The sequence below is a fragment of the Virgibacillus litoralis genome, assembly GCF_017873675.1.
In the GTDB taxonomy this organism is placed as follows: domain Bacteria; phylum Bacillota; class Bacilli; order Bacillales; family Amphibacillaceae; genus Lentibacillus; species Lentibacillus litoralis.
In genome coordinates, this window is sequence record NZ_JAGGKK010000008.1 from 57,020 (window position 1) to 80,269 (window position 23,250).

Annotated in this window: 25 protein-coding genes; all 25 read right to left on the reverse strand. The window is 39.9% G+C overall.

Annotated elements, in window-relative coordinates:
- Positions 1-6: 6 nt before the first annotated feature.
- Entirely contained in the window at positions 7-960 is a 954-nt protein-coding gene (locus J2Z82_RS08610; protein ID WP_209480398.1) for an ABC transporter permease, read from the reverse strand.
- A gap of 1 nt (position 961) precedes the next feature.
- Positions 962-1,894, reverse strand: coding sequence for an ABC transporter permease (locus tag J2Z82_RS08615; protein WP_092491465.1), 933 nt, complete (start codon positions 1,892-1,894; stop codon positions 962-964).
- Between the two features lie 12 nt (positions 1,895-1,906).
- Complete coding sequence (locus tag J2Z82_RS08620; protein WP_209480399.1) at positions 1,907-2,731, reverse strand: M55 family metallopeptidase; 825 nt, start codon at positions 2,729-2,731, stop codon at positions 1,907-1,909.
- A gap of 262 nt (positions 2,732-2,993) precedes the next feature.
- The gene (gene murA, locus J2Z82_RS08625; protein WP_209480400.1) at positions 2,994-4,322 is read right to left on the reverse strand and encodes a UDP-N-acetylglucosamine 1-carboxyvinyltransferase; all 1,329 of its coding nucleotides are present in this window, start codon (positions 4,320-4,322) and stop codon (positions 2,994-2,996) included.
- A 34-nt stretch (positions 4,323-4,356) separates the two neighbouring features.
- On the reverse strand, positions 4,357-5,073 hold the full coding sequence (locus J2Z82_RS08630) for a YwmB family TATA-box binding protein (protein WP_209480401.1): 717 nt from the start codon (positions 5,071-5,073) through the stop codon (positions 4,357-4,359).
- A 135-nt stretch (positions 5,074-5,208) separates the two neighbouring features.
- Positions 5,209-5,439 carry a DUF1146 family protein gene (locus J2Z82_RS08635; protein ID WP_209480402.1) on the reverse strand — a complete coding sequence of 77 codons (231 nt, stop codon included), beginning with the start codon at positions 5,437-5,439 and terminating at the stop codon, positions 5,209-5,211.
- Positions 5,440-5,632: 193 nt separating this feature from the next.
- On the reverse strand, positions 5,633-6,154 hold the full coding sequence (locus tag J2Z82_RS08640) for a hypothetical protein (protein WP_209480403.1): 522 nt from the start codon (positions 6,152-6,154) through the stop codon (positions 5,633-5,635).
- Between the two features lie 98 nt (positions 6,155-6,252).
- Positions 6,253-6,648: a F0F1 ATP synthase subunit epsilon gene (locus J2Z82_RS08645; RefSeq protein WP_209480404.1), complete on the reverse strand. Its 396-nt coding sequence runs from the start codon at positions 6,646-6,648 to the stop codon at positions 6,253-6,255.
- A gap of 295 nt (positions 6,649-6,943) precedes the next feature.
- Positions 6,944-8,356: a F0F1 ATP synthase subunit beta gene (atpD, locus tag J2Z82_RS08650; protein ID WP_092502278.1), complete on the reverse strand. Its 1,413-nt coding sequence runs from the start codon at positions 8,354-8,356 to the stop codon at positions 6,944-6,946.
- Between the two features lie 39 nt (positions 8,357-8,395).
- Positions 8,396-9,259, reverse strand: a complete 864-nt coding sequence (gene atpG, locus J2Z82_RS08655) for an ATP synthase F1 subunit gamma (protein ID WP_209480405.1) — start codon at positions 9,257-9,259, stop codon at positions 8,396-8,398.
- A gap of 177 nt (positions 9,260-9,436) precedes the next feature.
- Positions 9,437-10,945: a F0F1 ATP synthase subunit alpha gene (gene atpA / locus J2Z82_RS08660; RefSeq protein ID WP_209480406.1), complete on the reverse strand. Its 1,509-nt coding sequence runs from the start codon at positions 10,943-10,945 to the stop codon at positions 9,437-9,439.
- A 21-nt stretch (positions 10,946-10,966) separates the two neighbouring features.
- Entirely contained in the window at positions 10,967-11,509 is a 543-nt protein-coding gene (locus J2Z82_RS08665; protein WP_209480407.1) for a F0F1 ATP synthase subunit delta, read from the reverse strand.
- Entirely contained in the window at positions 11,509-12,033 is a 525-nt protein-coding gene (gene atpF / locus J2Z82_RS08670; protein ID WP_209480408.1) for a F0F1 ATP synthase subunit B, read from the reverse strand. Before atpF ends, J2Z82_RS08665 begins: the two co-directional genes overlap by 1 nt.
- A gap of 123 nt (positions 12,034-12,156) precedes the next feature.
- Positions 12,157-12,363 carry a F0F1 ATP synthase subunit C gene (gene atpE / locus J2Z82_RS08675; protein WP_092491454.1) on the reverse strand — a complete coding sequence of 69 codons (207 nt, stop codon included), beginning with the start codon at positions 12,361-12,363 and terminating at the stop codon, positions 12,157-12,159.
- Between the two features lie 148 nt (positions 12,364-12,511).
- Positions 12,512-13,234, reverse strand: a complete 723-nt coding sequence (gene atpB / locus J2Z82_RS08680; RefSeq protein WP_209480409.1) for a F0F1 ATP synthase subunit A — start codon at positions 13,232-13,234, stop codon at positions 12,512-12,514.
- 23 nt (positions 13,235-13,257) lie between these two features.
- Complete coding sequence (locus J2Z82_RS08685; protein WP_209480410.1) at positions 13,258-13,626, reverse strand: ATP synthase subunit I; 369 nt, start codon at positions 13,624-13,626, stop codon at positions 13,258-13,260.
- Between the two features lie 426 nt (positions 13,627-14,052).
- Positions 14,053-16,212: a S8 family serine peptidase gene (locus J2Z82_RS08690; RefSeq protein ID WP_209480411.1), complete on the reverse strand. Its 2,160-nt coding sequence runs from the start codon at positions 16,210-16,212 to the stop codon at positions 14,053-14,055.
- Between the two features lie 298 nt (positions 16,213-16,510).
- Entirely contained in the window at positions 16,511-17,626 is a 1,116-nt protein-coding gene (wecB, locus tag J2Z82_RS08695) for a non-hydrolyzing UDP-N-acetylglucosamine 2-epimerase (RefSeq protein WP_209480412.1), read from the reverse strand.
- Between the two features lie 18 nt (positions 17,627-17,644).
- Positions 17,645-18,274 (reverse strand): uracil phosphoribosyltransferase, encoded by a 630-nt coding sequence (gene upp, locus J2Z82_RS08700; RefSeq protein ID WP_209480413.1) that lies wholly within the window; start codon positions 18,272-18,274, stop codon positions 17,645-17,647.
- A 200-nt stretch (positions 18,275-18,474) separates the two neighbouring features.
- Positions 18,475-19,710, reverse strand: coding sequence for a serine hydroxymethyltransferase (locus J2Z82_RS08705; RefSeq protein WP_209480414.1), 1,236 nt, complete (start codon positions 19,708-19,710; stop codon positions 18,475-18,477).
- A 20-nt stretch (positions 19,711-19,730) separates the two neighbouring features.
- Positions 19,731-20,306: a TIGR01440 family protein gene (locus J2Z82_RS08710; protein WP_209480476.1), complete on the reverse strand. Its 576-nt coding sequence runs from the start codon at positions 20,304-20,306 to the stop codon at positions 19,731-19,733.
- Positions 20,307-20,338: 32 nt separating this feature from the next.
- Positions 20,339-20,776, reverse strand: a complete 438-nt coding sequence (rpiB, locus tag J2Z82_RS08715) for a ribose 5-phosphate isomerase B (protein ID WP_209480415.1) — start codon at positions 20,774-20,776, stop codon at positions 20,339-20,341.
- A gap of 65 nt (positions 20,777-20,841) precedes the next feature.
- Entirely contained in the window at positions 20,842-21,456 is a 615-nt protein-coding gene (locus J2Z82_RS08720; RefSeq protein ID WP_209480416.1) for a low molecular weight protein arginine phosphatase, read from the reverse strand.
- Positions 21,457-21,609: 153 nt separating this feature from the next.
- Positions 21,610-22,164 carry a manganese efflux pump MntP gene (locus tag J2Z82_RS08725; RefSeq protein WP_209480417.1) on the reverse strand — a complete coding sequence of 185 codons (555 nt, stop codon included), beginning with the start codon at positions 22,162-22,164 and terminating at the stop codon, positions 21,610-21,612.
- Between the two features lie 61 nt (positions 22,165-22,225).
- Positions 22,226-23,242, reverse strand: a complete 1,017-nt coding sequence (locus J2Z82_RS08730) for an L-threonylcarbamoyladenylate synthase (RefSeq protein WP_209480418.1) — start codon at positions 23,240-23,242, stop codon at positions 22,226-22,228.
- Positions 23,243-23,250 lie beyond the last annotated feature (8 nt).

Below are 23,250 nucleotides of genomic sequence, written 5' to 3' on the forward strand. Positions count from 1 at the left end.
TGTCACCTACTTCCTCAGCTTCGGATCAAGTGCATCCTGAAGCCCATCGCCTAATACGTTAAATGCAAACATTGTAAATGAAATAAAGAATGCCGGGAAAAATAATGTCCACCAGTTACCGGACAATATTGCTCCTAATGAATCATTTGCCATAACACCCCAGCTTGCGAATGGTGTTTGAATACCTAATCCCAGGAAACTTAAGAAAGCTTCTGCGAAAATTGCGGTTGGCACAGTTAATGTCATTTGAACAATAATCGGTCCCATCGTATTTGGCAGCAAATTTTTCCGAATGATTCGTTTTGTCTTTGTCCCAAATGATTTCGATGCGAGCACAAATTCATAGTTTTTAATTTGCAGAACCTGCCCCCGAACAATCCTGGCCATTCCAACCCATCCAGTTATCGTCAGTGCAAGGATAATCGTTGTTAGACTTGGTCCTAAAACTACTAACAGCAAAATAACTACTAATAAGTATGGAAGTCCATATAATACTTCGATAATACGCATCATGATGTTATCTGTACGTCCGCCTTTATAGCCAGATACACCGCCATAGATTACCCCGACAAAGAAGTCAATAAGTGCCGCCATCAAGCCGACAAATAGCGAGATTCGTGCACCATACCATGTACGTGTAAATACATCCCGTCCAAGCGAGTCGGTACCGAACCAATGCGTGCCATTTGGTGGCTGAAATTGGTTCGGCAAGTTCTGTTCGCGTACCGAGAAAGGTGAGAGCATTGGACCGATTACTGCCATGATTCCTAGTAAAACAAGAAAAATAAGCCCTGCCATCGCTATTTTATTTTTCCGAAGTCGTTTCCAGGCATCCTGCCAATAGGAAAGCGATGGCCTGGAAACAGTTTCTGATGCCCCGTGGTCTTTTTCCTTCCACTTAAACCAGTCATCTGGTACGTCGGCAGGAGAATAGGTTTTTGATTCATCTGCTAGTTTCATATTATTCTCCTCCCTTTTTGTGCATTTTGATTCTAGGGTCTAGTATTCCATAAGCAATATCTACTAAAAATAGTGTAAAGATAAGGAATGCACTATAGAAAACAGTTGTCCCCATAATTACCGGGTAGTCCCGTTGATTAATACTCTCGATAAAATATTTTCCCATACCGGGGATTGCATAGATTTTTTCAATAACGAACGTTCCTGTCAGAATACCTGCTAGTAAGGTCCCCATAATCGTCACAACTGGCATAAGTGAATTTTTTAAGGCATGCTTTACAACGATTTTCCATGGTGACAACCCTTTTGCACGGGCCATTTTAATATAGTCCTGTGTCAGAACCTCAATCATCGTTGAACGTGTCAGACGGGCAATAATTGCCATAGGTCCTGTGGCTAATGCAACGACAGGCAATATCATGTGACGAGGGCTTGCCCACGTTGCAGCTGGCAATATCCCTAAATATACTGCAAATGATTGAATGAATATTGTTGCCAGCACAAAGTTGGGAATTGAGATACCAAGAACAGCTATACTCATCGCCAGATAGTCAATAATTCCATTATGTCGCAATGCTGCCAGAATCCCTAATAGTATTCCAGATATAACAGCAACCAATATCGTCACCATACCAAGCTCAAATGATACAGGAAAGCCTCGGCTAAGGAGGTCATTTACCGTTTCAGTTGGCTGCTTAATTGATGGTCCGAAATCCAAGGTAACGATTGATTTTAAATAAAGCAAATATTGTATGTAATATGGTTCATCCAGATTATAGTGGGCCTCAAGGTTTGCCTGGACAACTTCATTCGTACCCCGTTCTTCGTTTAACGGTGAGCCGGGTATGGTTATCATTAGAACAAAAGTAAGCGTAACAATAATCCATAACGTTACTGCCATTATGGCAAATCGCTTTAAAATATATCGTAGCATCTGTTTACACTCCTATGAAAAAGTTGTACGCATAGCGAGCTCTGTCATTACCAGCATAGCTTGATACGCTTCTAGAATATCTTTTGCTTGATACTTAACGATTGTAGTGCCTGGCGCTATTTCTGTTCCAGGCATAAGATTTGCCCATTCAGCCTGACCGTGGTTATTAAACTCAATTTCTAAGGTAGGATTTCCAGGTAGGGTTAACGGCATAACATTGTGCCGGTTATCCAATGCTTGCTTTACTTTATCGGTAAGTAGTTCCCCTGCCTTTTTAGGTGTTAGGCTTTTGACCGACGACCGTGAGATAGTCTCTTTTACTGCGGCGGTTGTAATGTTTGGAATTAGTTCCTCCGCTTCTTTGGCAGCTTGATCATCTCCAGCAACCATTAAAATTGGAACACCGTAATGCCCTGCAAGATAGGCGTTTAATCCAAGCTCTCCAACTGGCATATCGTTAATATAGAAATTCCGTACTGCGTGAATCATAGCATGTGACATTACACCATATTGACCTGCCCTAGCATGGTATCCGACAAACATTGCTCCTGCATAGCTATCATCTAATCCTTGCATCATAGAATAAGGTTTTACTTCTCCCGTAATTAATGACGCATCAGGATGCAGTTGTTCTATTAAAATATTATTCATTTTTGAGTGACTATCATTAATTAAGATTTCATCACAGCCATACTTATACGCAGTATCGATGACATAATTTGTTTCATCTGTCATAATTTTACGTCCGCGCTCATAGTTATGTTCTTTGTAGTCCACATATGTATAATCAGGAAGTCCTGTTATTCCCTCCATGTCCACAGAAATGTATAATTTCATGATGTATACTCCTTTTTGAGTTCGTAATTTTCTTTCAATTTTACCATAGTAAAGCTAAAATACAATGATGAATTTGAAGGAAATTAATGTCTGTAATTTTTTTACTTCGAATACTCTGCACTAGCCAGACCCTAATAATGGGCGCCATAACTGCAATTATGCCCTAAGGAAAAATGCCTATTTTTGTGCAAAAGAAAAAGCAGATGCCGGAAAACCCAACATCTGCCTGTAATCTCATATTCTATTAATTCATTTTACTTACCTAGGAAAGCTCAGCAATAATTGATTCATTTTGTTTATCTACTTGTACAAAGGGATTAACAACATCACCGTTTTCATCTACACGTTCAATATCTGCACCTAATGCAGCTAATTTTCCAGCGAAATCAACATAGCCACGATCAAGATGCTTTAATTCAGTTACACGTGTGAATCCTTCTGCACGTAGTCCAGCCAAAATTAGTGCTGCAGCCGCACGTAAATCAGATGCAGCAACTTCAGCACCTTGCAGATCAGATGGCCCCTCAATAATTACACTGCGGCCCTCTATTTTCATTTTAGCATTCATGCGGCGAAATTCCTCCACATGCATAAAACGGTTCTCAAATACTGTTTCAGTTATAACACTAGTACCATATGCACTAAGCATTAATGACATCATCTGCGACTGCATATCAGTCGGAAAACCTGGATGTGGTAATGTCTTAATGTCAGTAGACTTTAATTTATCAGGTCCAATAACCCGAATACCATTATCCTCTTCCAGAACGGTTACATCCATTTCTTGCAGTTTGGAAATAACAGAACGCAAATGCTCAGTTTCAGCATTTTCGATAAATACATTTCCACCAGTTATAGCTGCTGCGACCATAAATGTCCCAGCTTCTACACGGTCAGGAATAATCCCATGCTCCGTTCCATGAAGTTTTTCAACACCTTCAATACGGATCGTTTCTGTTCCAGCGCCTATTACTCTAGCGCCCATTTTGTTAAGGAAATTAGCTAAATCAACAATCTCAGGTTCTTTTGCGCAATTTTCTATTATAGTTTTGCCCTCAGCCAGTGCTGCAGCCATGACAATATTTTCTGTTGCACCAACACTCGGCATATCCAAATAGATTTTTGCACCGTGCAGACGTCCTTCTGCTTCCACTTCCACAAATCCGTTACCAACGTGTACCTTTGCACCCATAGCTTCAAAGCCTTTTAAATGTAAATCTATTGGCCTTGATCCAATCGCGCAGCCACCAGGCATTGCAACCTTCGCATGGCCATAACGAGCCAGTAGTGGCCCAAGAACAAGCACGGATGCACGCATTTTACGTACATATTCAAAAGGAGCTTCTGTTTTCAAGGGTTTTGTTGCATCTACGTTAATTGTATTATTTTCAAAATGTACGTTTGCATTCATATTTCGTAAAACTTCATTAATTGTATACACATCAGCTAAGTTAGGAACGTCGGTGATAATACTTTCACCTTCGCTTGCAAGAATACTTGCAGTGATTACAGGTAACACTGCATTTTTGGCACCTTCCACTTTAACAGTGCCATTCAGTTGATTCCCGCCTCGTACTATGATTTTTTCCATATTCCAAATCTCCTTATGTTCCATTTTCACTATATTAATATTCAGTAATCAGGATAGGTGTTCCTATCGTTAGTTTTGTTTTCCCATTTTCAATATCTTTAAACGCTAGTTGTAAGTTCATAGGCTTATCCATTATAGTGATTTTCTGGTCCCATAATGGTGTATACCCGTACACAACTTTATTTAACATTGAATTTTCTACTGTATCTGACTGTTCGTCTATATTCTGTAAGTTCAACGATTTCTTCATTCTTTTAATAAAATAAACACTTCCAAGTTTACCACTTAATGTTGTTGTAAGACAAGCAAATTTTGTAGAATTATCAGTAAAAAAATCATTTTTTATCGATTTAACTTGTTTTAAATACTCTTTTTCGATAGATTTATTCCATGAACTTCCTTTAATTACCACAGTAAATTGAGCTTGATGCTTAGTGTTTTTAGGAATGACAACATTATACGTTTCGGAAAACTGATTATTTTTATAGATGTTCCCAAAAGAATATTTTATACTGTTTTCATCATCTTCGCTAGTGACCAATTGACTATTTTTGGTTTTAAGCTTTTCAATTAACAGCTTTACCTTATCCTTGCTCACTTGCTCTTTAATGATTACTTCCCAATCTTCAACTTCCATATCGCTTCCCACCAACGTTGAAGCCAATGCTGTCATTTCGTCCTGCTGCTTTTTGCTAACTGCAGCACCCGTTGTTAATAATAATATAATTACCATAAGTACAATCTTCTTCATTAAAAAATCCCCCTTGCAAAACTATATAAATAGTATGAACAGGGAGATTACTTTAGATACCTTGAAAATCTAGTAAATTATCGACAAGATTTTCAGTATGATAGATTTATTAATTTGTTTTTAATTAATGCTGTTTTAGAAAAGAAACATTAGATCTTGAGACCATTGAAGGAATTCCAAGAAGAACCTGCTTACTCCAGTCCCAATAACTATTGTAATGAACATAATTAAAATTCTCGCTTCCGTTTCACGACCCTTCCTTATTAATGAATCGAAATTAACCGTCGTAACGACTCTCCAAGTAATATATATGAAGATTAAATGCGATATCATACTTATTAATGCTGTTAGTCCAATTGAAGACATATTTTCACACCTTGCTTTTAATGATTTTACTAATCGATTGTTATTTCACTACTGTAACTTTGCCATGTATAATGCTTGTTGTCAATTATTTGGTTGTCGAGGGAAGTGTGTCAGAATGCGACTATTTATTTCATTTCCCGGGAAATATCGACGTATTATTATAGGAAATGAAATGGTTAGGAGAGATTCCTGCTTAGTGTGGCTGTTCTGTTGATGTTTGATGCCCTTCTGTTGATGTTCTGCTTTTTCTGTTGATATTGGCGTTCTTCTGTTGATGTTGTCGCTGTTCTGTCGATATTCCGGCTTCTTCTGTTGATATTGACACTCTTCTGTCGATGTTCCTGCTTCTTCTGTTGATGTTGACATTCTTCTGTCGATGCTCCGGCTTCTTCTGTTGATATTGACACTCTTCTGCCGATATTGGCGTTCTTCTGTTGATGTTCCTGCTTCTTCTGTTGATGTTGACGCTCTTCTGTCGATTTCCCGGCTTCTTCTTCTGATATTGACACTCTTCTGTCGATATCCCGGCTTCTTCTGTTGATATTAACAACTCTTCTGCCGATACACCGACTTCTTCTGTCGATATTAACAACTCTTCTGCCGATACACCGACTTCTTCTGTCGATATTAACAACTCTTCTGTCGATACACCGACTTCATCTATTGATATACATGCCCTTCTGTCTATAACCCTGCTTCTTCCGTCAATACTCACCACATTAAGTTGATAATGTTAAAGAATACTTACTACTTTTCTTCAATCACAAAAAAATCTCTTATAACAATCTGTTACAAGAGACTTTTCTGCATTTATTAACGACTGATTTCCAGTCGATTCGTTGCTCGTTTGAGTGCTAATTCTGCCCGTTGGAAGTCGATATCATCTTGTTTAGACTGGAGGCGTTTCTCTGCTCGTGTTTTTGCTTCTTGCGCACGATCAACATTAATTTCAGAAGGTTTTTCTGCAGATTGAGCAAGAATTGTTACCTTATCTGGCCTTACCTCCAAAAACCCGCCATTCACAGCTAATCGCTCCGTATCATTTTCGCGTTTCAAACGTACACCGCTAATTGTTAAAGGAGCAACCATTGGGATATGTCCTGGTAAAATACCAAGCTCCCCATTTTCTGCTTTACAGCTAACCATATCGAAACTATCTTCCAATACTGGACCATCAGGAGTAACAACACTCACAGTTAGTGTTTTCAATGTAACCCCTCCTCAGACAGGTAAATAGCTGGATGCGAATTTATGCTTCCCATCAACTATTTTGTCTTCGTTATTATCTAGCTAAGGTTCCTAGCGACTAGCGAGACTTCCATGCCTCTATACATTAAGTCAAACGGAGAGCCAACTAAAGGCAGGAAATACGTCCAACGTCGGCATATCCTACCAGGGGCATATTTCGTTTGCCTAGAGGCTTAACGGTAATCAGCTAAACCGCCGCTGTGCGCGGCAACGCTGATCAGCCCTGCATAGCAGAGCAAGTCGCCTGTGCTATTTCCTATTCCATATCTTTTGCTTTTTCAACTACGTCTTCGATGCGACCAACTAAGCGGAATGCATCCTCTGGTAGATCGTCATATTTTCCATCAAGGATTTCTCTGAACCCTTTAACTGTTTCGCTAACTGGTACATAAGAACCTTTTTGGCCAGTAAACTGTTCAGCTACGTGGAAGTTTTGAGATAAGAAGAACTGAATACGGCGTGCGCGTGATACAGTTTGTTTATCTTCGTCTGATAATTCATCCATACCAAGGATTGCAATGATATCCTGCAATTCTTTATACTTCTGAATCGTTTGTTGTACTTCACGAGCTACCTCGTAATGATCATTACCTACAACTTCAGGGTCTAATGCACGTGAAGTTGAAGCTAATGGATCCACTGCTGGATAAATACCTTGCTCGGATAGTTTACGATCCAAGTTGGTTGTTGCATCCAAGTGAGCGAATGTTGTTGCTGGTGCTGGGTCTGTGTAGTCATCGGCAGGTACATAAATCGCCTGAATTGATGTAACAGAACCTTTGTCAGTTGATGTAATACGCTCTTGCAGCTGTCCCATCTCTGTTGCAAGTGTTGGCTGATAACCAACTGCAGATGGCATACGTCCTAGAAGTGCTGATACCTCTGAACCTGCCTGGGTAAAACGATAGATGTTATCGATGAATAACAACACATCTTGTTGTTTTTCGTCACGGAAATATTCAGCCATTGTCAAGCCTGTTAAAGCAACACGCATGCGTGCACCAGGTGGCTCGTTCATCTGACCAAATACCATTGCAGTTTTCGCAATAACGCCTGAATCCTTCATTTCATAGTAAAGGTCATTACCTTCACGTGTACGCTCACCAACACCGGCGAATACAGAAATACCACCGTGCTCTTGAGCGATGTTATTGATTAACTCTTGAATTAGAACGGTTTTACCTACACCGGCACCACCGAACAAGCCGATTTTACCACCTTTAATATATGGTGCTAGTAAGTCAACAACTTTAATACCTGTTTCTAAAATCTCAGTTTCTGTTGCTAAGTTTTCAAATTCAGGTGCTTCCCGGTGAATTGGATCACGTCGAGTGTCTTCTGCTAATGGTTCGTCAAGATCTATTTTTTCACCTAAAACATTAAATACCCGTCCTAATGTAACTTCACCAACTGGTGCTGTTATAGCACTGCCTTGGTCTTCTACTGGCATACCGCGCTTAACACCATCAGTCGATCCCATTGCAATGGTACGAACAGTGTTATCGCCTTGATGAAGTGCAACTTCCAATGTAAGGTCGATATCTACTCCACCTTCATCTGTTGCTTCAGAACGGACAACTAATGCGTTATAAATTTCTGGAAGCTGGTTGTCGCCAAATTTAACGTCAACAACTGGTCCCATTATTTGTGTAACATGTCCTTTGTTCATCAGTTTCCCTCCTATCTTACTTTCGAACTGGTCAAGTAGCTATTCTAGTGCTGCAACTCCACCAATTATCTCGGTAATCTCTTGTGTGATAGCTGCCTGGCGTGCACGGTTATATGACAATGACAAGTCATCAATAATATCCTCCGCATTATCGGATGCACTGTTCATTGCAGTTCTCCGTGCTGCGTGTTCACTCGCTTTACCGTCTAACAATGCACCGTAAATTAAGCTCTCTGCATATTGTGGTAATAGAACCTTGAGAATTTGCTCTTGATCCGGTTCATATTCATACTGACTGCCACTCATACCAGCCTTACCTTCAATGTCAGTAATCGGCAGTATTTTTTTCGATGTAACTTCCTGAGAAATCGCACTTACATAATGGTTATAATAGATGTTTAATTCATCAATTTCTTCGTCAGTGAACATTTGCACTGTTTCAGATGCAAGTTCTTTAATTTCAGCAAAATCAGGTTGGTCAGCCAATCCGATTATACTCTTGGCAATCGGCATATCACGTTTCTTGAAAAACTCATATCCAATACGTCCAATTGCAACTACTGTATACTCATTTGAAGAATTATGACGTTCGTTAATTGTCCGAAACACATTACGCAGCACACTGCTGTTATAAGCACCTGCCAAACCGCGGTCAGAAGTAATCACGATATAGCCAGTCTTTTTAACATCGCGCTTTTGCAACATTGGATGTTGTGCGTCCGTGTTCCCGTTTGCAATGCTGCCGACTACTTCCTCCATTTTTTCACTGTATGGAACAAATGATTTAACATTCTGTTCTGCTTTGTTTAATTTGGAGGCGGAGACCATCTCCATAGCCTTTGTAATCTGTTTCATCTTTGTTGTGGAGCTAATACGATTTTTAATATCTCTAAGTGATGCCAAGCTTTTTCACCACCCTTTCATTATGGCCTGCAGGATAATAAAACTCCCTGAGTTACATCGCACAGAGAAAAAGGGGTTTCCTTTTTCAAGGATGCAGGTTAGTTCGACTTTGCCACAAGATGTGACGTTTTTAGTCGAACCTCCTTTTTAATTCTGGGCAATTATCGTACTATACAATTATTCACTAGGTAAGAATGTCTTCTTAAATGACGCAACTGCATCATCCATCTTTTCTGCTTCTGGTAATTTACCAGTGTCACGAATAGATGCGAGCAATTCTTTACTATTTTCATCCAACCATAGATGGAATTCACTTTCAAAACGTGTGATATCCTCTACAGGAATCTCATCCAGGAAGCCTTTTGTAAGTGCGTAAATAATCATTACCTGTTTTTCAACAGCTATTGGCTTATTTAAGCCTTGTTTAAGTACTTCAACTGTACGTGCACCACGATCAAGCTTTGCTTTTGTAGCTTTATCAAGATCAGAGCCGAACTGTGCGAATGCTTCCAACTCACGGAATGATGCAAGGTCAAGACGTAACGTACCTGCTACTTTTTTCATTGCTTTAATTTGTGCTGACCCACCAACACGGGATACAGATAAACCTGCGTTAATCGCCGGTCGAACACCAGAGAAGAACAAGTCAGATTGTAAGAAAATCTGTCCGTCGGTAATGGAAATTACGTTTGTTGGGATATATGCACCAATATCGCCTGCTTGTGTTTCAACAAATGGCAGTGCAGTTAACGAACCGCCGCCTTTGTCATCATTTAACTTCGCTGCACGTTCCAGAAGGCGTGAATGTAAGTAGAAAACATCCCCTGGGAATGCTTCACGACCTGGCGGGCGACGTAGTAATAATGAAAGTTCACGGTATGCTGCTGCTTGTTTTGACAAGTCATCATAAACAACTAGTACATGCTTACCGTTATACATAAATTCTTCACCCATTGATACACCTGTATATGGAGCCAAATATAGTAATGGCGCAGGGTCTGATGCACCTGCAGTTACTACAATTGTGTTATCCAATGCACCATGGCGACGGAATGTTTCAACTGTACCTCTAACAGTTGACTCTTTTTGACCGATTGCAACATATATACAGATCATATCCTGATCTTTTTGGTTTATAATGGTATCAACCGCTACAGTTGTTTTACCTGTTTGACGGTCCCCAATGATAAGCTCACGTTGCCCACGACCAATTGGTACAAGTGCATCGATTGCTTTAATACCTGTTTGTAATGGTTCATCAACTGATTTACGATCCATAACACCAGGTGCCGCAGATTCAATCGGACGTGATTTAGTTGTTTCAGCTGGCCCTTTTCCATCAATTGTTTGTCCTAGAGGATTAACAACGCGTCCAAGCAGCTCCTCACCAACTGGTACTTGCATGATTCTGCCTGTGCGGCGTACTTCATCGCCTTCTTTGATCTCTGTAAATGGGCCTAAAATAACGATACCAACATTACTTTCTTCAAGGTTTTGCGCCATGCCCATTACACCGTTTGAAAATTCAACAAGCTCACCAGCCATGACGTCGTCAAGACCATGAGCACGAGCGATACCGTCTCCGACTTCAATAACCGTTCCGACATCACTAACTTCAATTTCAGAGTCAAAACTCTCAATTTGCTGTTTAATCAGACTACTGATTTCTTCAGCTTTGATGCTCATACCATTTCACCCCTATCTCCTTTAATTTGCAGTTACAATACTCCGTTCGATACGCTTTAGTTTTCCACTAATTGTTCCATCATATATAGTGTTACCGATGCGTAGCTTAATGCCGCCAACGATAGTTGGATCAACAATATTATCAAGCTTGATTTTTTGTTTGTTAAATCGTTTGGCAAATGTATTCTCAAGCTCCTGTTTTTCAGCATCTGTTAGTTCACGAACAGAATATACTGTAGCTTCTGCAATTCCTTTTGCATCGTTTACCGAGTGGATAAAATGGCCAATAATGTCTGGTACAATTTCAATACGATGACGTTCTGCAAGAATTTTCAAGGTATGAACGACATCACTTGAGAAATCATGAAACACTTTATCGATAAATTGTTTCTTTTCCGCATTATTAACACGTGGATGCTTTAGGAATGTTAAAAGTTTACTATTCGATTCAAATACTTCTTTAAGAACATGAAATTCTTCTACTAACTGTTCTATTTTTCCTTGTTCGTTTCCGAGCTGAAAAAGAGCGTCTGCATAACGTTTGGCAACTACTGCTTCACTCATTACTCTTCTCCTGCCTCTTTAATATATTCGTTAATCAATTTCTCTTGATCTTGTTCACTGATTTCTTTCTCAATAACTTTACTTGCTATAAGAACAGATAATGAAGCCACCTTATCTTGAAGTGCTTGAAGTGCTTTCTCTTTTTCATTCTCAATTTCTTCTTGTGCTGATTTCTTGATGCGGTCTGCTTCGTTGCGTGCAGATTCCACAATATCCTGCTCTTGCTTCACACCAGCACTTTTTGCATCTTCAATGATTTTTTGTGCTTCTTGTTTTGTTTGTTTCAATTGAGCCGCGGCCTCTTGTGATGCTTTCTCAGCTTCAGCACGACTTTTTTCTGCTTCTTCTATTTCATTTGCTACATATTCTTCACGCTTTTGCATTACTCCCATTAATGGGCCCCATGCATATTTACGCAGTAGTATAAGCAATACGATAAAGAAGAACAGTTGTGTCAGCATGTCGCCTACCTGGAGACCTCCAAGTGATGCATAAATAGTAGTAAACCCAGTGAATGCTTGCACAAAATTCACTCCTTTCACGTTACTTATTGGGCATTAAAATAGTTCTTTATATTGCTGATTTGAATACAACGGCGAAGGTTACTAACAGACACGCTCCGCCATTAAAGTTCGTTTATAATTAAATTACATTACCATTAGCGCGATTACTACCGCGATAATCGGCATTGCCTCAACCAAACCTACACCAATAAACATTGTTGTTTGAAGTTGACTTTTAAGTTCTGGCTGACGTGCAATTCCCTCAACCGTACGACTTACGATCAAACCGTTACCTACACCGGCACCTAATGCCGCTAAACCTACTGCTACTGCTGCTGCTAAAGCACTCATAATATAAATCCTCCTCAAAATAGTTGTATAATTTTTTTCGCAGTTTTGAAAGTATAATTTCTTTCTTGCTGCATAAGTGTAACTAATAATTTCCGGTTCCAGCAGATAATTTCTGCTAAAACTGGTTAATTAACAAAATTAATACTGCTTAATGGTCACTTGACACTTTGTGTGACATATAGACCATTGTTAGCATTGTGAAAATAAATGCTTGGATTGAACCTATAAACAAGCTAAACCCTTGCCATGCCAACATCGGAATCGCTCCGCCAAGGAATCCCCAAATACCTGCTGATGTCGTAGCTGCCAATAAGCCAAGCAGTACTTCCCCAGCATAAATGTTACCAAATAGACGAAGACCTAACGTTAGTGTGTTAGCAAACTCTTCAATAATCTTTATTGGTAGGAACACAGGAAATGGACGTACATAGTCTTTTCCGTATTCTTTTACCCCTCGTACTTTTATTCCATAATAATGGGTTAACACGATGACCATTGTTGATAGCGTTAGCGTGATACCAGGATCGGATGTTGGCGACTTCCACCATAAATCATGGCCGAATGTTGCCATTGTCACAACACCCATTAAGTTACTTACAAGAATGTATGTGATGAGTGTCAGTCCCAAAGGCAAGAAAACCTTACCTGTTTTCCAATCCATCGTGTCATTAATCATTCCTTTTACAAAGTCAATGACCCATTCCATAAAGTTCTGTGTGCCAGTTGGCTTCATTTGAAGCTTTCTGGAACCTAGTACACAAAGAACGAACACGATAAGGGAGGCAATTGCCATCATCAATACGTTGGATAAATTAAAATCAAGCCATGATATTCCAAATACATCTAATGCTAATGGTGCTTCATGATCCACTTTCTTCACCCCTCTTCCATGCACTACTCCTTAGATTTGAACATAACAAAATCTATTATAATGACGAGATAGGATGTCATTAATCCAATTAAAACAGCAATAATATGAAAATGTTCTTCAAAGCGAAGTGCGATAATAACGGCTAATGCTACTGCTGCTAGTCGCGAAACAGTACCGAGCCCTCTTGCGGATTGATTCTTTTCTACAGACTCTGCAAAGTCGTTAGTTTTTCTTTGTAAAAGCCATAAATTATAAAAACTTACGATGCTTCCTAAAAGAAGTCCGAGGAAGATACTCTGATAAGGAGTAAACCCTGCTCCAAGTACCAATATTGCGAGAAGGTAGAACATCCACTTACGTTGTCGAGTGGCCATATTTTGATAATTCGACATGATTAGACTCTTCTCCTGTGAATTCGCGTAAAATAGATTGTTCGTAGTCAAGCTCTATTAAAAATAGCTTGTCGAATTTACCTCACTAAAATATTCTTACTAGAATAAAAAAATAAGTGAGATAAATCACTGCTTATGCGGAACAAATTTGGTACACTTATGTAACAATTTTACTTAAAAACACAATTATTTCAGCATAGTGTAACCCTTATCATTCCACACTTGATTAGTGTACATTAGCCATACCCCATTGTCAATTAGAATGGCAACGAAAAACTACTTGACTGGTTACCAATTTATAGGCAGCATATTACTACTATTTCACCGAATACAGACAAGCCATAAAGTAAATAACTTAGCTACTATTATAAACGAAATCACCCCTAAATTTAATGACGATTCTGTGAACAGTATTTTGTCGAATGATTATTGAATATAAATTACGGTTTGGTAACTTTCAAGTTTACCATTCTCCAAATGAACAGTAATAACTGCCAGATACTTTCCGGGTTCACCTAATTCAGATTCTTTTAAATAACCTTCATTCATCCCTACCTGCACTTCTTCCGTTTGTAAAAACTGCCGATCAAATACCAGTGTTTCGGGATTGTACAACTTGACATCGACACTTTCTGCTGGGTCAGTTAAGTATAGTTGATAGACAAATTGATCATCTGAGAAAGGCTTTAAGGAAAAATCAAATCCCATCGCTTTAGGGTAGTCAGCAGTTCCATTCACAAACAAGTATGGTAAATGATACAGCTCTTTTCCCTGCTTTAACGTAAGCCAGCCTTGATGCAACCCTTTTTCTAATAATGTACTGTTAACACTCAGTTCAACCGGGATCTTCCTTGTCTCACCGTTTGGGATTGTAAACGTTTGTGGCAGTTTCCAGCTAAGCCCTTTTTGCTTCTTAGGTATGTTAAATGCATAATTTTGTACCTGTTTCGAGTTATTTTCAATGGTTAGTTCGATGGTCTTTGTTTCTTTATAATCCGTTATTTTTTCAAATGACAGCAATGGATTATGGATTATAGTTGGTGTACTTATAGCATTTTGCGGCTGAATTTCGCCCATCCCTTGAATGTTTGGCTTGATAGGTGTTGATTGATTTGTGTTAATCCTGCTCGCAGTAGTTTTTAGTGCACCAGTAAGCTGTTCAATTGTCCAGTCTGGATGTGCTTCTTTAAGGAGTGCCATTGCTCCTGTCACATGTGGAGCCGCCATACTTGTACCCTGCAGCTCCTGGTGCCCTCCTGGAACGGTACTTAAAATATTTGTACCTGGCGCACTTACTTCAGGCTTCAAGTCCCAGTTTACCGTAACAGGACCACGAGAACTAAAATCTGCGATGGCTAGTTTGGTCTTTTCGTGATTTGATTCCATATAGACTGTCTTGCCCTTCGTGTATTGTTTAAGCCATTCTCCATCACGCTTCGAAATAGCTGCAACCGGAATTTGGATCGGATCCTCTGCATTCTGGACTGACCCTTGAAAAACACCAGGCTCATTATTGGAAATAAGCAACGCGATTGCACCAGCATCCTGTGCCATCTTAGCCTTTTTGTGAAAAGGGGTTTTCCCACGGCTGGAAAAGGCTATTTTACCTTTTACGTTTTTGCTGGTTAGTTGCGCTACCTTATAGTCTGTCGTGAAATCCCATGGTATTGACCCTGCCATTAGCGTTAGTTTAATTTTTTTATCTTCCAATGTTTCAAACAAATATGGTACAGTCTGCGGATTAGCTGACGCTCCAACAGAAAGCGCATTTGCTGCCGTGGCAGGTGACCCAACAGTCCAGTCGCCCGGTCCATTATTTCCATTAGCGATAACGACTGCAACACCAAGCTCTACTGCACGATTCACAGCAACACTTGTCGGAAAATCTGGACCATTCACCGAATTTCCCAGGGAGAGATTAATGATATCTGCCCCGTCATCTACAGCCTGTTCCAATGCAGCAATCACTTGTACGGATGTTCCGCGACCACCAGGGCCAAGAGCACGATATGCATATATGTCAGCTTGAGGTGCAACTCCCTTGAGATCACCATTAGCTGCAATTATTCCTGCAACATGTGTCCCATGAAGCGTCGGCATTCCTTGAGATTGTAATGTTTCCATCGGATCATCATCAAGATCTACCAAATCAAATCCTGCAACATAATTTGGAGCGAGATCCGGGTGGTCATAGTCAATCCCTGTATCAACAACTGCCACCTGTACACCTTCTCCAGTATATGTGGTGTCATTGAGAGAGGCAGGTATAACTGAGTTGTTCGTTTTCTCTTTAATCGGCTCGTACTGTGTTTGATATGTAGAAACTGGATGAATGGCTTTAATAAATTCCAACGACTCCATTTTTTCCAGTCTTTTAGGGGTTGCCTGAAGTGCTAGGCCGTTGAAAAGTGTCTCGTATGTTGCAATAACATCTATGTAAGGATGATACACTTCAAGATATTTTTTATGTTCTGATGGATCTCCTTCAACTTCTATGATAACGGAAGCGGTATTATCAGCTATTGCGTAGGTAGATGCAGGTAATATAGTAATGGAAATTAAGAGTATAGTTAGGAAAAAACGCATAGCTTATGGGTCCCCTTTTGATCGATAATGTGTGCTATTTATCATTTGGCAAAAGAGGAAGATTCATACATGGGAAATAAATCGAGTAGAGAGTAAAAACGTGGTGTGTTGCTCATTCACTTAGACATTTCCAGTAGCATTTGAGAACGCCACGCCCTGTGGCGTCACCGGCACTAGTACGTCCTGTACGTCGGAGCTGGCGTGGCTGATTCTGGAGTCCGGTTATCCACTGCACTCTTATTTTTTATAGTTTCCTAAACAACGAAAAAACCCAGCGCCAAGGCTGGATTTTTATCAACTAACTATTAAAATATCCTACTATCGCGTCGGCTATTTTTCTTGAAGCCTCTCCATCACCATATGGATTGGATGCTTTAGCCATTTTCAGATGAGCCTCGTTATCACTCAGCAATTCATCAGCTAGGTCAAAAATTGTATCTTCATCAGTTCCTGCCAGTTTTAATGTTCCCGCATCTATGCCTTCAGGACGTTCAGTTGTATCACGCAAAACGAGGACGGGTACACCCAATGATGGTGCTTCTTCCTGCACCCCGCCTGAATCGGTCATAATTAAATGGGACCTGGCAGCAAAGTTATGAAAGTCAACAACACCAAGCGGTTCAATTAATTGAATGCGACCGTCATCACCTAAGATATCGTTTGCGGTCTGCTGGACAACTGGATTCAAATGGACTGGGTAGACAACCTGAACGTCATCATGTGTTTCAACGAGTCGCTTAATGGCGCGGAACATTTGCTCCATATTGTTACCAAGGTTCTCACGTCGATGGGCTGTCATAAGTACTAATCGCTTGTCGCCAAGTGCATCAATGATTGGACTTGAATACGCATCATCAACCGTCGTTTTCAATGCATCTATTGCTGTATTTCCTGTTACAAAAATACGGTCGTATGGTTTATTTTCCTCCAATAGGTTTTGCATTGATTTATCTGTTGGAGCAAAATGCAAATCAGCCATAACACCGGTAAGCTGGCGATTCATTTCCTCTGGATATGGTGAATATTTATCCCACGTGCGTAAGCCTGCTTCAACATGCCCAACTGCAATCTGATTGTAGTAACCAGCAAGGGAAGCAGCAAATGTTGTAGTTGTGTCACCATGAACAAGCACAATATCTGGTTTGGTTTCTTTCATTACCTCGTCCAAGCCTTCAAGTGCTCGTGTTGTGATTTGTGCTAATGACTGTTTTTGTTTCATAATATTTAAATCGAAATCAGGAGTAATTTCAAATATATCCAGCACTTGATCAAGCATTTCCCGATGCTGTGCAGTTACAGTAACAATTGGCTCAAATTCATCTGAGCGTTTCTTCAATTCAAGAACAAGTGGTGCCATCTTTATCGCTTCCGGTCTTGTTCCAAATATAGTCATGACCTTGATCCGTTTACTCATTAAACTTCCACCTTAAACTTATTTTGTACCAAACAGACGGTCTCCAGCATCACCAAGTCCAGGTCTTATATAACCTTTATCGTCTAATTTTTCATCAAGAGCTCCAAGGTAAATATCAACATCCGGATGCTCTTCTTTAATTACTTCCACGCCTTCAGGGGCAGCAATTAGACACATTAAACGGATTTGCTTAGCGCCACGTTTTTTTAAGGAATGAATCGCATCATTTGCTGATCCACCAGTAGCAAGCATTGGATCAATTACAATTAATTCGCGCTCTTCAATATCCGATGGCAGTTTTATATAATACTCTACCGGTTTCAGTGTTTCTGGATCGCGGTATAAACCAACATGACCAACCTTTGCTGCTGGAATTAGTTTCAAAACGCCGTCAACCATTCCAAGACCAGCACGAAGAATTGGTATAAGACCAATCTTTTTACCAGCTAATACTTTCGTTTGTGTTTCCATCACTGGTGTATTAATTGTTTTATCCTGCAGTGGGAGATTTCTTGTGATTTCAAAGGCCATTAACATTGCAACCTCGTCAACAAGCTCACGAAATTCTTTTGTTCCTGTGGTCTTTTCTCTTATGTACGTTAACTTATGTTGAATTAACGGATGATCCAGTACGAGTACATTTCCCATTTTGCCGATCACTCCTTATTAATAGTTGCATCTTTAAAATTGTACTGAAAAAAGGGCAAGCTTTCAAGTGAACCGTTAAAATATGACTTAGAAAATTTGGCTTATCGCAAAGCCCTAATATGGATAAGCCTTAGTTGCATTTATGCAGTTTTTTTAAATGCCAAAAAGAGATGCTCCTCAAAAAGGAACATCCTGATTTGTTATGCGTATAGCGGAAACTTGCCAGTCAACGCTTTAACGCGTTCTGCAGCTTCACTTAATTTATCTTCATCTTCATGATTTTTTAATGTAAATGAAATAATTGATGCAATTTCTTTCATTTCTGCTTCAGCAAAGCCGCGTGTTGTGACAGCAGCAGTTCCGATGCGGACACCACTTGTTACGAATGGACTTTCCGTATCAAATGGAATTGTATTTTTATTCGTTGTAATACCAATTTCATCCAATACTTTTTCAGCTACTTTACCAGTAAGTTCCAGCGGAGTAACGTCTAGTAGCAACAAATGATTATCTGTTCCACCAGAAACAACACGAACACCTTCGTTTGTCAATGCTTCACCCATTGTTTTTGCGTTTTCAATTATCTGCTTGGAGTATGATTTAAAATCAACTGATAATGCTTCATTAAATGATGTTGCTTTTGCAGCAATGACATGCATTAACGGTCCACCCTGCATACCTGGAAATACGGACTTGTCGATTTTCTTCGCGTATTCTTCTTTACAAAGAATCATTCCGCCACGTGGACCACGCAACGTTTTATGTGTAGTTGTTGTGACAAAATCTGCATATGGTACAGGATTCGAATGTAATCCGGAAGCGACTAGACCAGCAATATGTGCCATATCAACCATGAGATACGCATCTACAGCGTCTGCAATTTCGCGGAATTTGCCAAAATCAATTTCACGTGAATATGCACTAGCTCCGGCAACAATCATCTTCGGCTGTACTTCTTTGGCGTGTTCTAAAACAGCATCATAGTCAAGCTGCTCTGTTTCCTTATCGACACCATAGTCAACGAAGTTATAAAGCTTACCACTGAAATTAACCGGGCTACCATGTGTTAGGTGTCCCCCATGGTTAAGGTTCATTCCTAAAACAGTATCACCTGGTTCCAACGCGGTAAAATAGACTGCCATATTTGCTTGTGCACCAGAATGAGGCTGTACGTTGGCATGCTCTGCATCAAACAATTTTTTAGCACGATCACGCGCCAGATTTTCTACGACATCAACATGCTCACAGCCGCCATAGTAGCGTTTACCAGGGTAACCTTCTGCATATTTATTGGTTAGCACGGAACCCATTGCTTCCATAACTGCTTCAGATACAAAGTTTTCAGATGCGATTAGCTCAATTTTCTCCTGCTGCCGTGTCTTTTCTGCTTGAATTGCGTTAAATAGTTCATTGTCTGCTTGTTTAACATGTTCCATTATACTTCCCCCTTGTGTAATTAAGTGCAACGATTATTTAAATCTATATCTTCATAAGCTGCACGCTTGCCGCCGATTAACTTTGGTCGTGTGCGTGCAGTAGTCACCCTTGCATCACCTATCATCCGTTGTTTAAAACGAAGCGGGACAGCTACTTGTCTTAAGTGCATGCCAATCATTGTTTCTCCTATATCCATTCCACTGTTTGCCTGAATCGTTTCAACAACAACCGGATCAGCCATATTCTTATAGGCAAACGTTGCCATTGATCCACCTGCTTTTCGTACTGGAATAGCGGATACTTCCTCAAGGCGCTGCTGTACCATTGTTTCTTTCTCAACGACTAAAGCTCGATTCAAATGTTCACAGCATTGGAAAACGAGATGAACACCGATTTTCTGCTGCAGCCTTTTTAACGCTTTAAAAATAACTGAAGCAATTTCTTCACTTCCTGATGTGCCTATATGTGAACCAGCTACTTCACTTGTGGAACAGCCAATCACAAATAAATCACCTTTTTTGAGATGGCCACTATCAATCCATTGCGAAACCACAGCTTCTACATCATGCTCGACTCGCTGTATTAAATCCGTCATCATAAATCACCATCCTGTTTTAGGAGATTTTATTAATTCTCGTATGATGTGATTTTTCCGATACGATTTGCGTGGCGCCCACCATCAAATTCAGTTTCAAGCCATATTTTAGCAATTTCGCGAGCAAGACCAGGTCCAATTACTCGTTCACCCATTGCAAGGATATTGGAGTCATTGTGCTGACGAGTTAATTTCGCACTATAAACATCATGTGTTAATGCACAGCGTATACCTTTCACCTTATTTGCTGAGATTGACATACCAATCCCTGTTCCACAAATAAAGATACCTCGGTCAAATTCACCGCTGGCAACACGTTCAGCCGCCGGCAATGAATAATCCGGATAATCGACTGATGTCTCACATGAACATCCAGTGTCTTCGTATTCAATGTCCATTTCGTCCAACAGATTTTTAACTTCGCTGCGTATTGTCATGCCTGCATGGTCTGCTGTTAAAATAACTTTCATTATCCATCACTCCTTCTCCTGTTGTGGTTGTCTTATTTTTATTATGCATCATTTCATCCCATATTTTAAGTGTTAGCATTGTTAATTTTTTTTTGTAATAAATCAATATACTTTTCCAGTTCTCTTAAGGTTTCCTGATATGTTTTCAAGTCACCGCCGAACGGATCAGAAATATCATAGTTAATTAAGTTAGCCTCAAGTTTTTGAATGTGCTCGATATCATCTTGTAGATGTTTTGTAAGTTCTTCTTCTAGTTGATAATTTTTAAGCTCATGCTGATTTTCATGAATGAACTGGGATCGTTTTTCTTCAAAATCGGCATAGGCCATTTTAAGCTCGTTCCATACTTTTTTATCCGCTTCTGATACATATTCTTTTAGCGTGAAATATTTTTCCTGGAAATTGGGATACTGCATTATTAACGATTGCTTATGCTGCGTCGTCATTGTAATTACTAAGTCTGACGAATGTAAAAGCTTATCTGTTACTGGTTGTGATTTGGTGTCCAATGTGATTCCTCGATCCAGCAGTGCTTGGATTGCATTGTTATTCGGACGTTGATTCTTCCCTGCAAAAATTCCCGCTGACTGCACCTGAATATCAGGCATTTTATGTTTAATTAATGCTTCTGCCATTGGACTTCGACATGTATTTCCTGTACAAACGAACAATATCTTCATATGGATACCTCCGATTATATAAATCCACATTCAAACTATACCATAGAATAATGGAGATTGTCAGACACTTTTAAAGGATGATTAAAGTAACTAATGATATAAATGCATAAAAAAAGATCTCCTGCAATTGCAGAAAATCGAGCAAATCAATCCTTATCCAAATAGAATATTTAGACCGAAACCGCAAAGGATACTCCCACCTAAAATTTCACTATATACACCTAGCAACCCGTGTACTTTTTTTCCTAAAATCATTCCTGCCCAAGTCAGAACTGTACTAACAATACCAAACAGCATAAGTGCTATCATTGTTTTTACTCCGGACATGCCTAAGCTTAAGCCAACTGAAAAACTATCAAGGCTTACACTTATGGCAAAAAATAATAGTCCAATACCAACTGGTTGTACAATTTTTTTCGTATCATGATTAAATGCCGAGAAAACCATTTGCGCACCAATTCCAACTAGCAAAAGACCTCCGACAAGTGTTGTAAATTGCCCGATCTGTGTAGATATTGCTTGTCCTAACAAAATACCGATAAACGGCATTATGATGTGAAATAACCCAATTATGAGTCCAATTAATGCTATACGCTTTAACCTGACTTGCTGCATTCCCATGCCTAAGCTAACAGAAAATGCGTCCATCCCCAATGCAATTGCCATAAACATAAGGGAAACTATTTCCCCAACCTGATATACCGACATTCTCCATCCTCCTCGGATATGCTATTAAACTATATGCATGTCCGAGTGAAAATATGTGATGTTAATCTTTCAGATAAGCCGAGGATGCCTTTTTCAAGCGATTCATAACTGCCTCCCCAATATTTGTCTCAGGAAATGTTTCACATAAAATCAGATCGACATCCCCATCCTTAAATTCACGCAAGGCATCATAAAGATTTGCAGCAATTTCTTTTAATTCAAAGCCAAGCGGAATAATTTGATCGGCCTCCAGTTTCCGAGCCGTAGCAGTACTAGCCATGACACCAACTCGAATCTGTTGAGCTCGTTCACCATTTATGACTTCCTGCATTCTCTCTGGTGAACCCGCAACAAGCCACATCGGCACTTCTGGTGCATAATGCCGATATTTCATTCCAGGGGCTTTTGGCTTTTCGGATGCATTTGCCAGTGCCGGATCAAGCATAACCTTACCTACCACCTGCTCAAGCTGTTCTTTTGTTATACCGCCTGGTCTAAGGATAATTGGTATTTCCTGTGTACAGTCGATAACTGTTGATTCAACACCAACCCCAGTTGGTCCTCCATCAACTAACCCGGCAATTTTCCCATTTAAGTCTGCCCATACATGATCTGCTGTTGTTGGACTTGGCTTTCCAGAAACATTTGCGCTCGGAGCAGCGATTGGTATACCACATTCTTTCAGTAACTTGTTCGCAACTGGATGATCTGGTATTCGAACACCAATTGTGGACAACCCTGCAGTTACATTCTTTGCACACGTCCCATTACTTGGCAGGACAAATGTTACCGGACCAGGTGTGAATGCATCTATGAGTTTTTCTGCAATTGGAGATAGTGAACTTACCAGATTGCTTAATTGCTCTTTTGTGGCAACATGGGCAATTAACGGGTTATCTTCAGGTCTCCCTTTTGCCTCAAAGATTTTTGATACAGCAGTGCTATTGGTCGCATCTGCCCCTAATCCATATACCGTTTCAGTCGGGAAAGCAACTGTTTGACCATCTTTTAAAAGAGCCGAAGCTTCTGAGATTGCCAAATTATTTGTTTGTATATTCCATCGTTTTGTTTGAACCATCGTTGAGC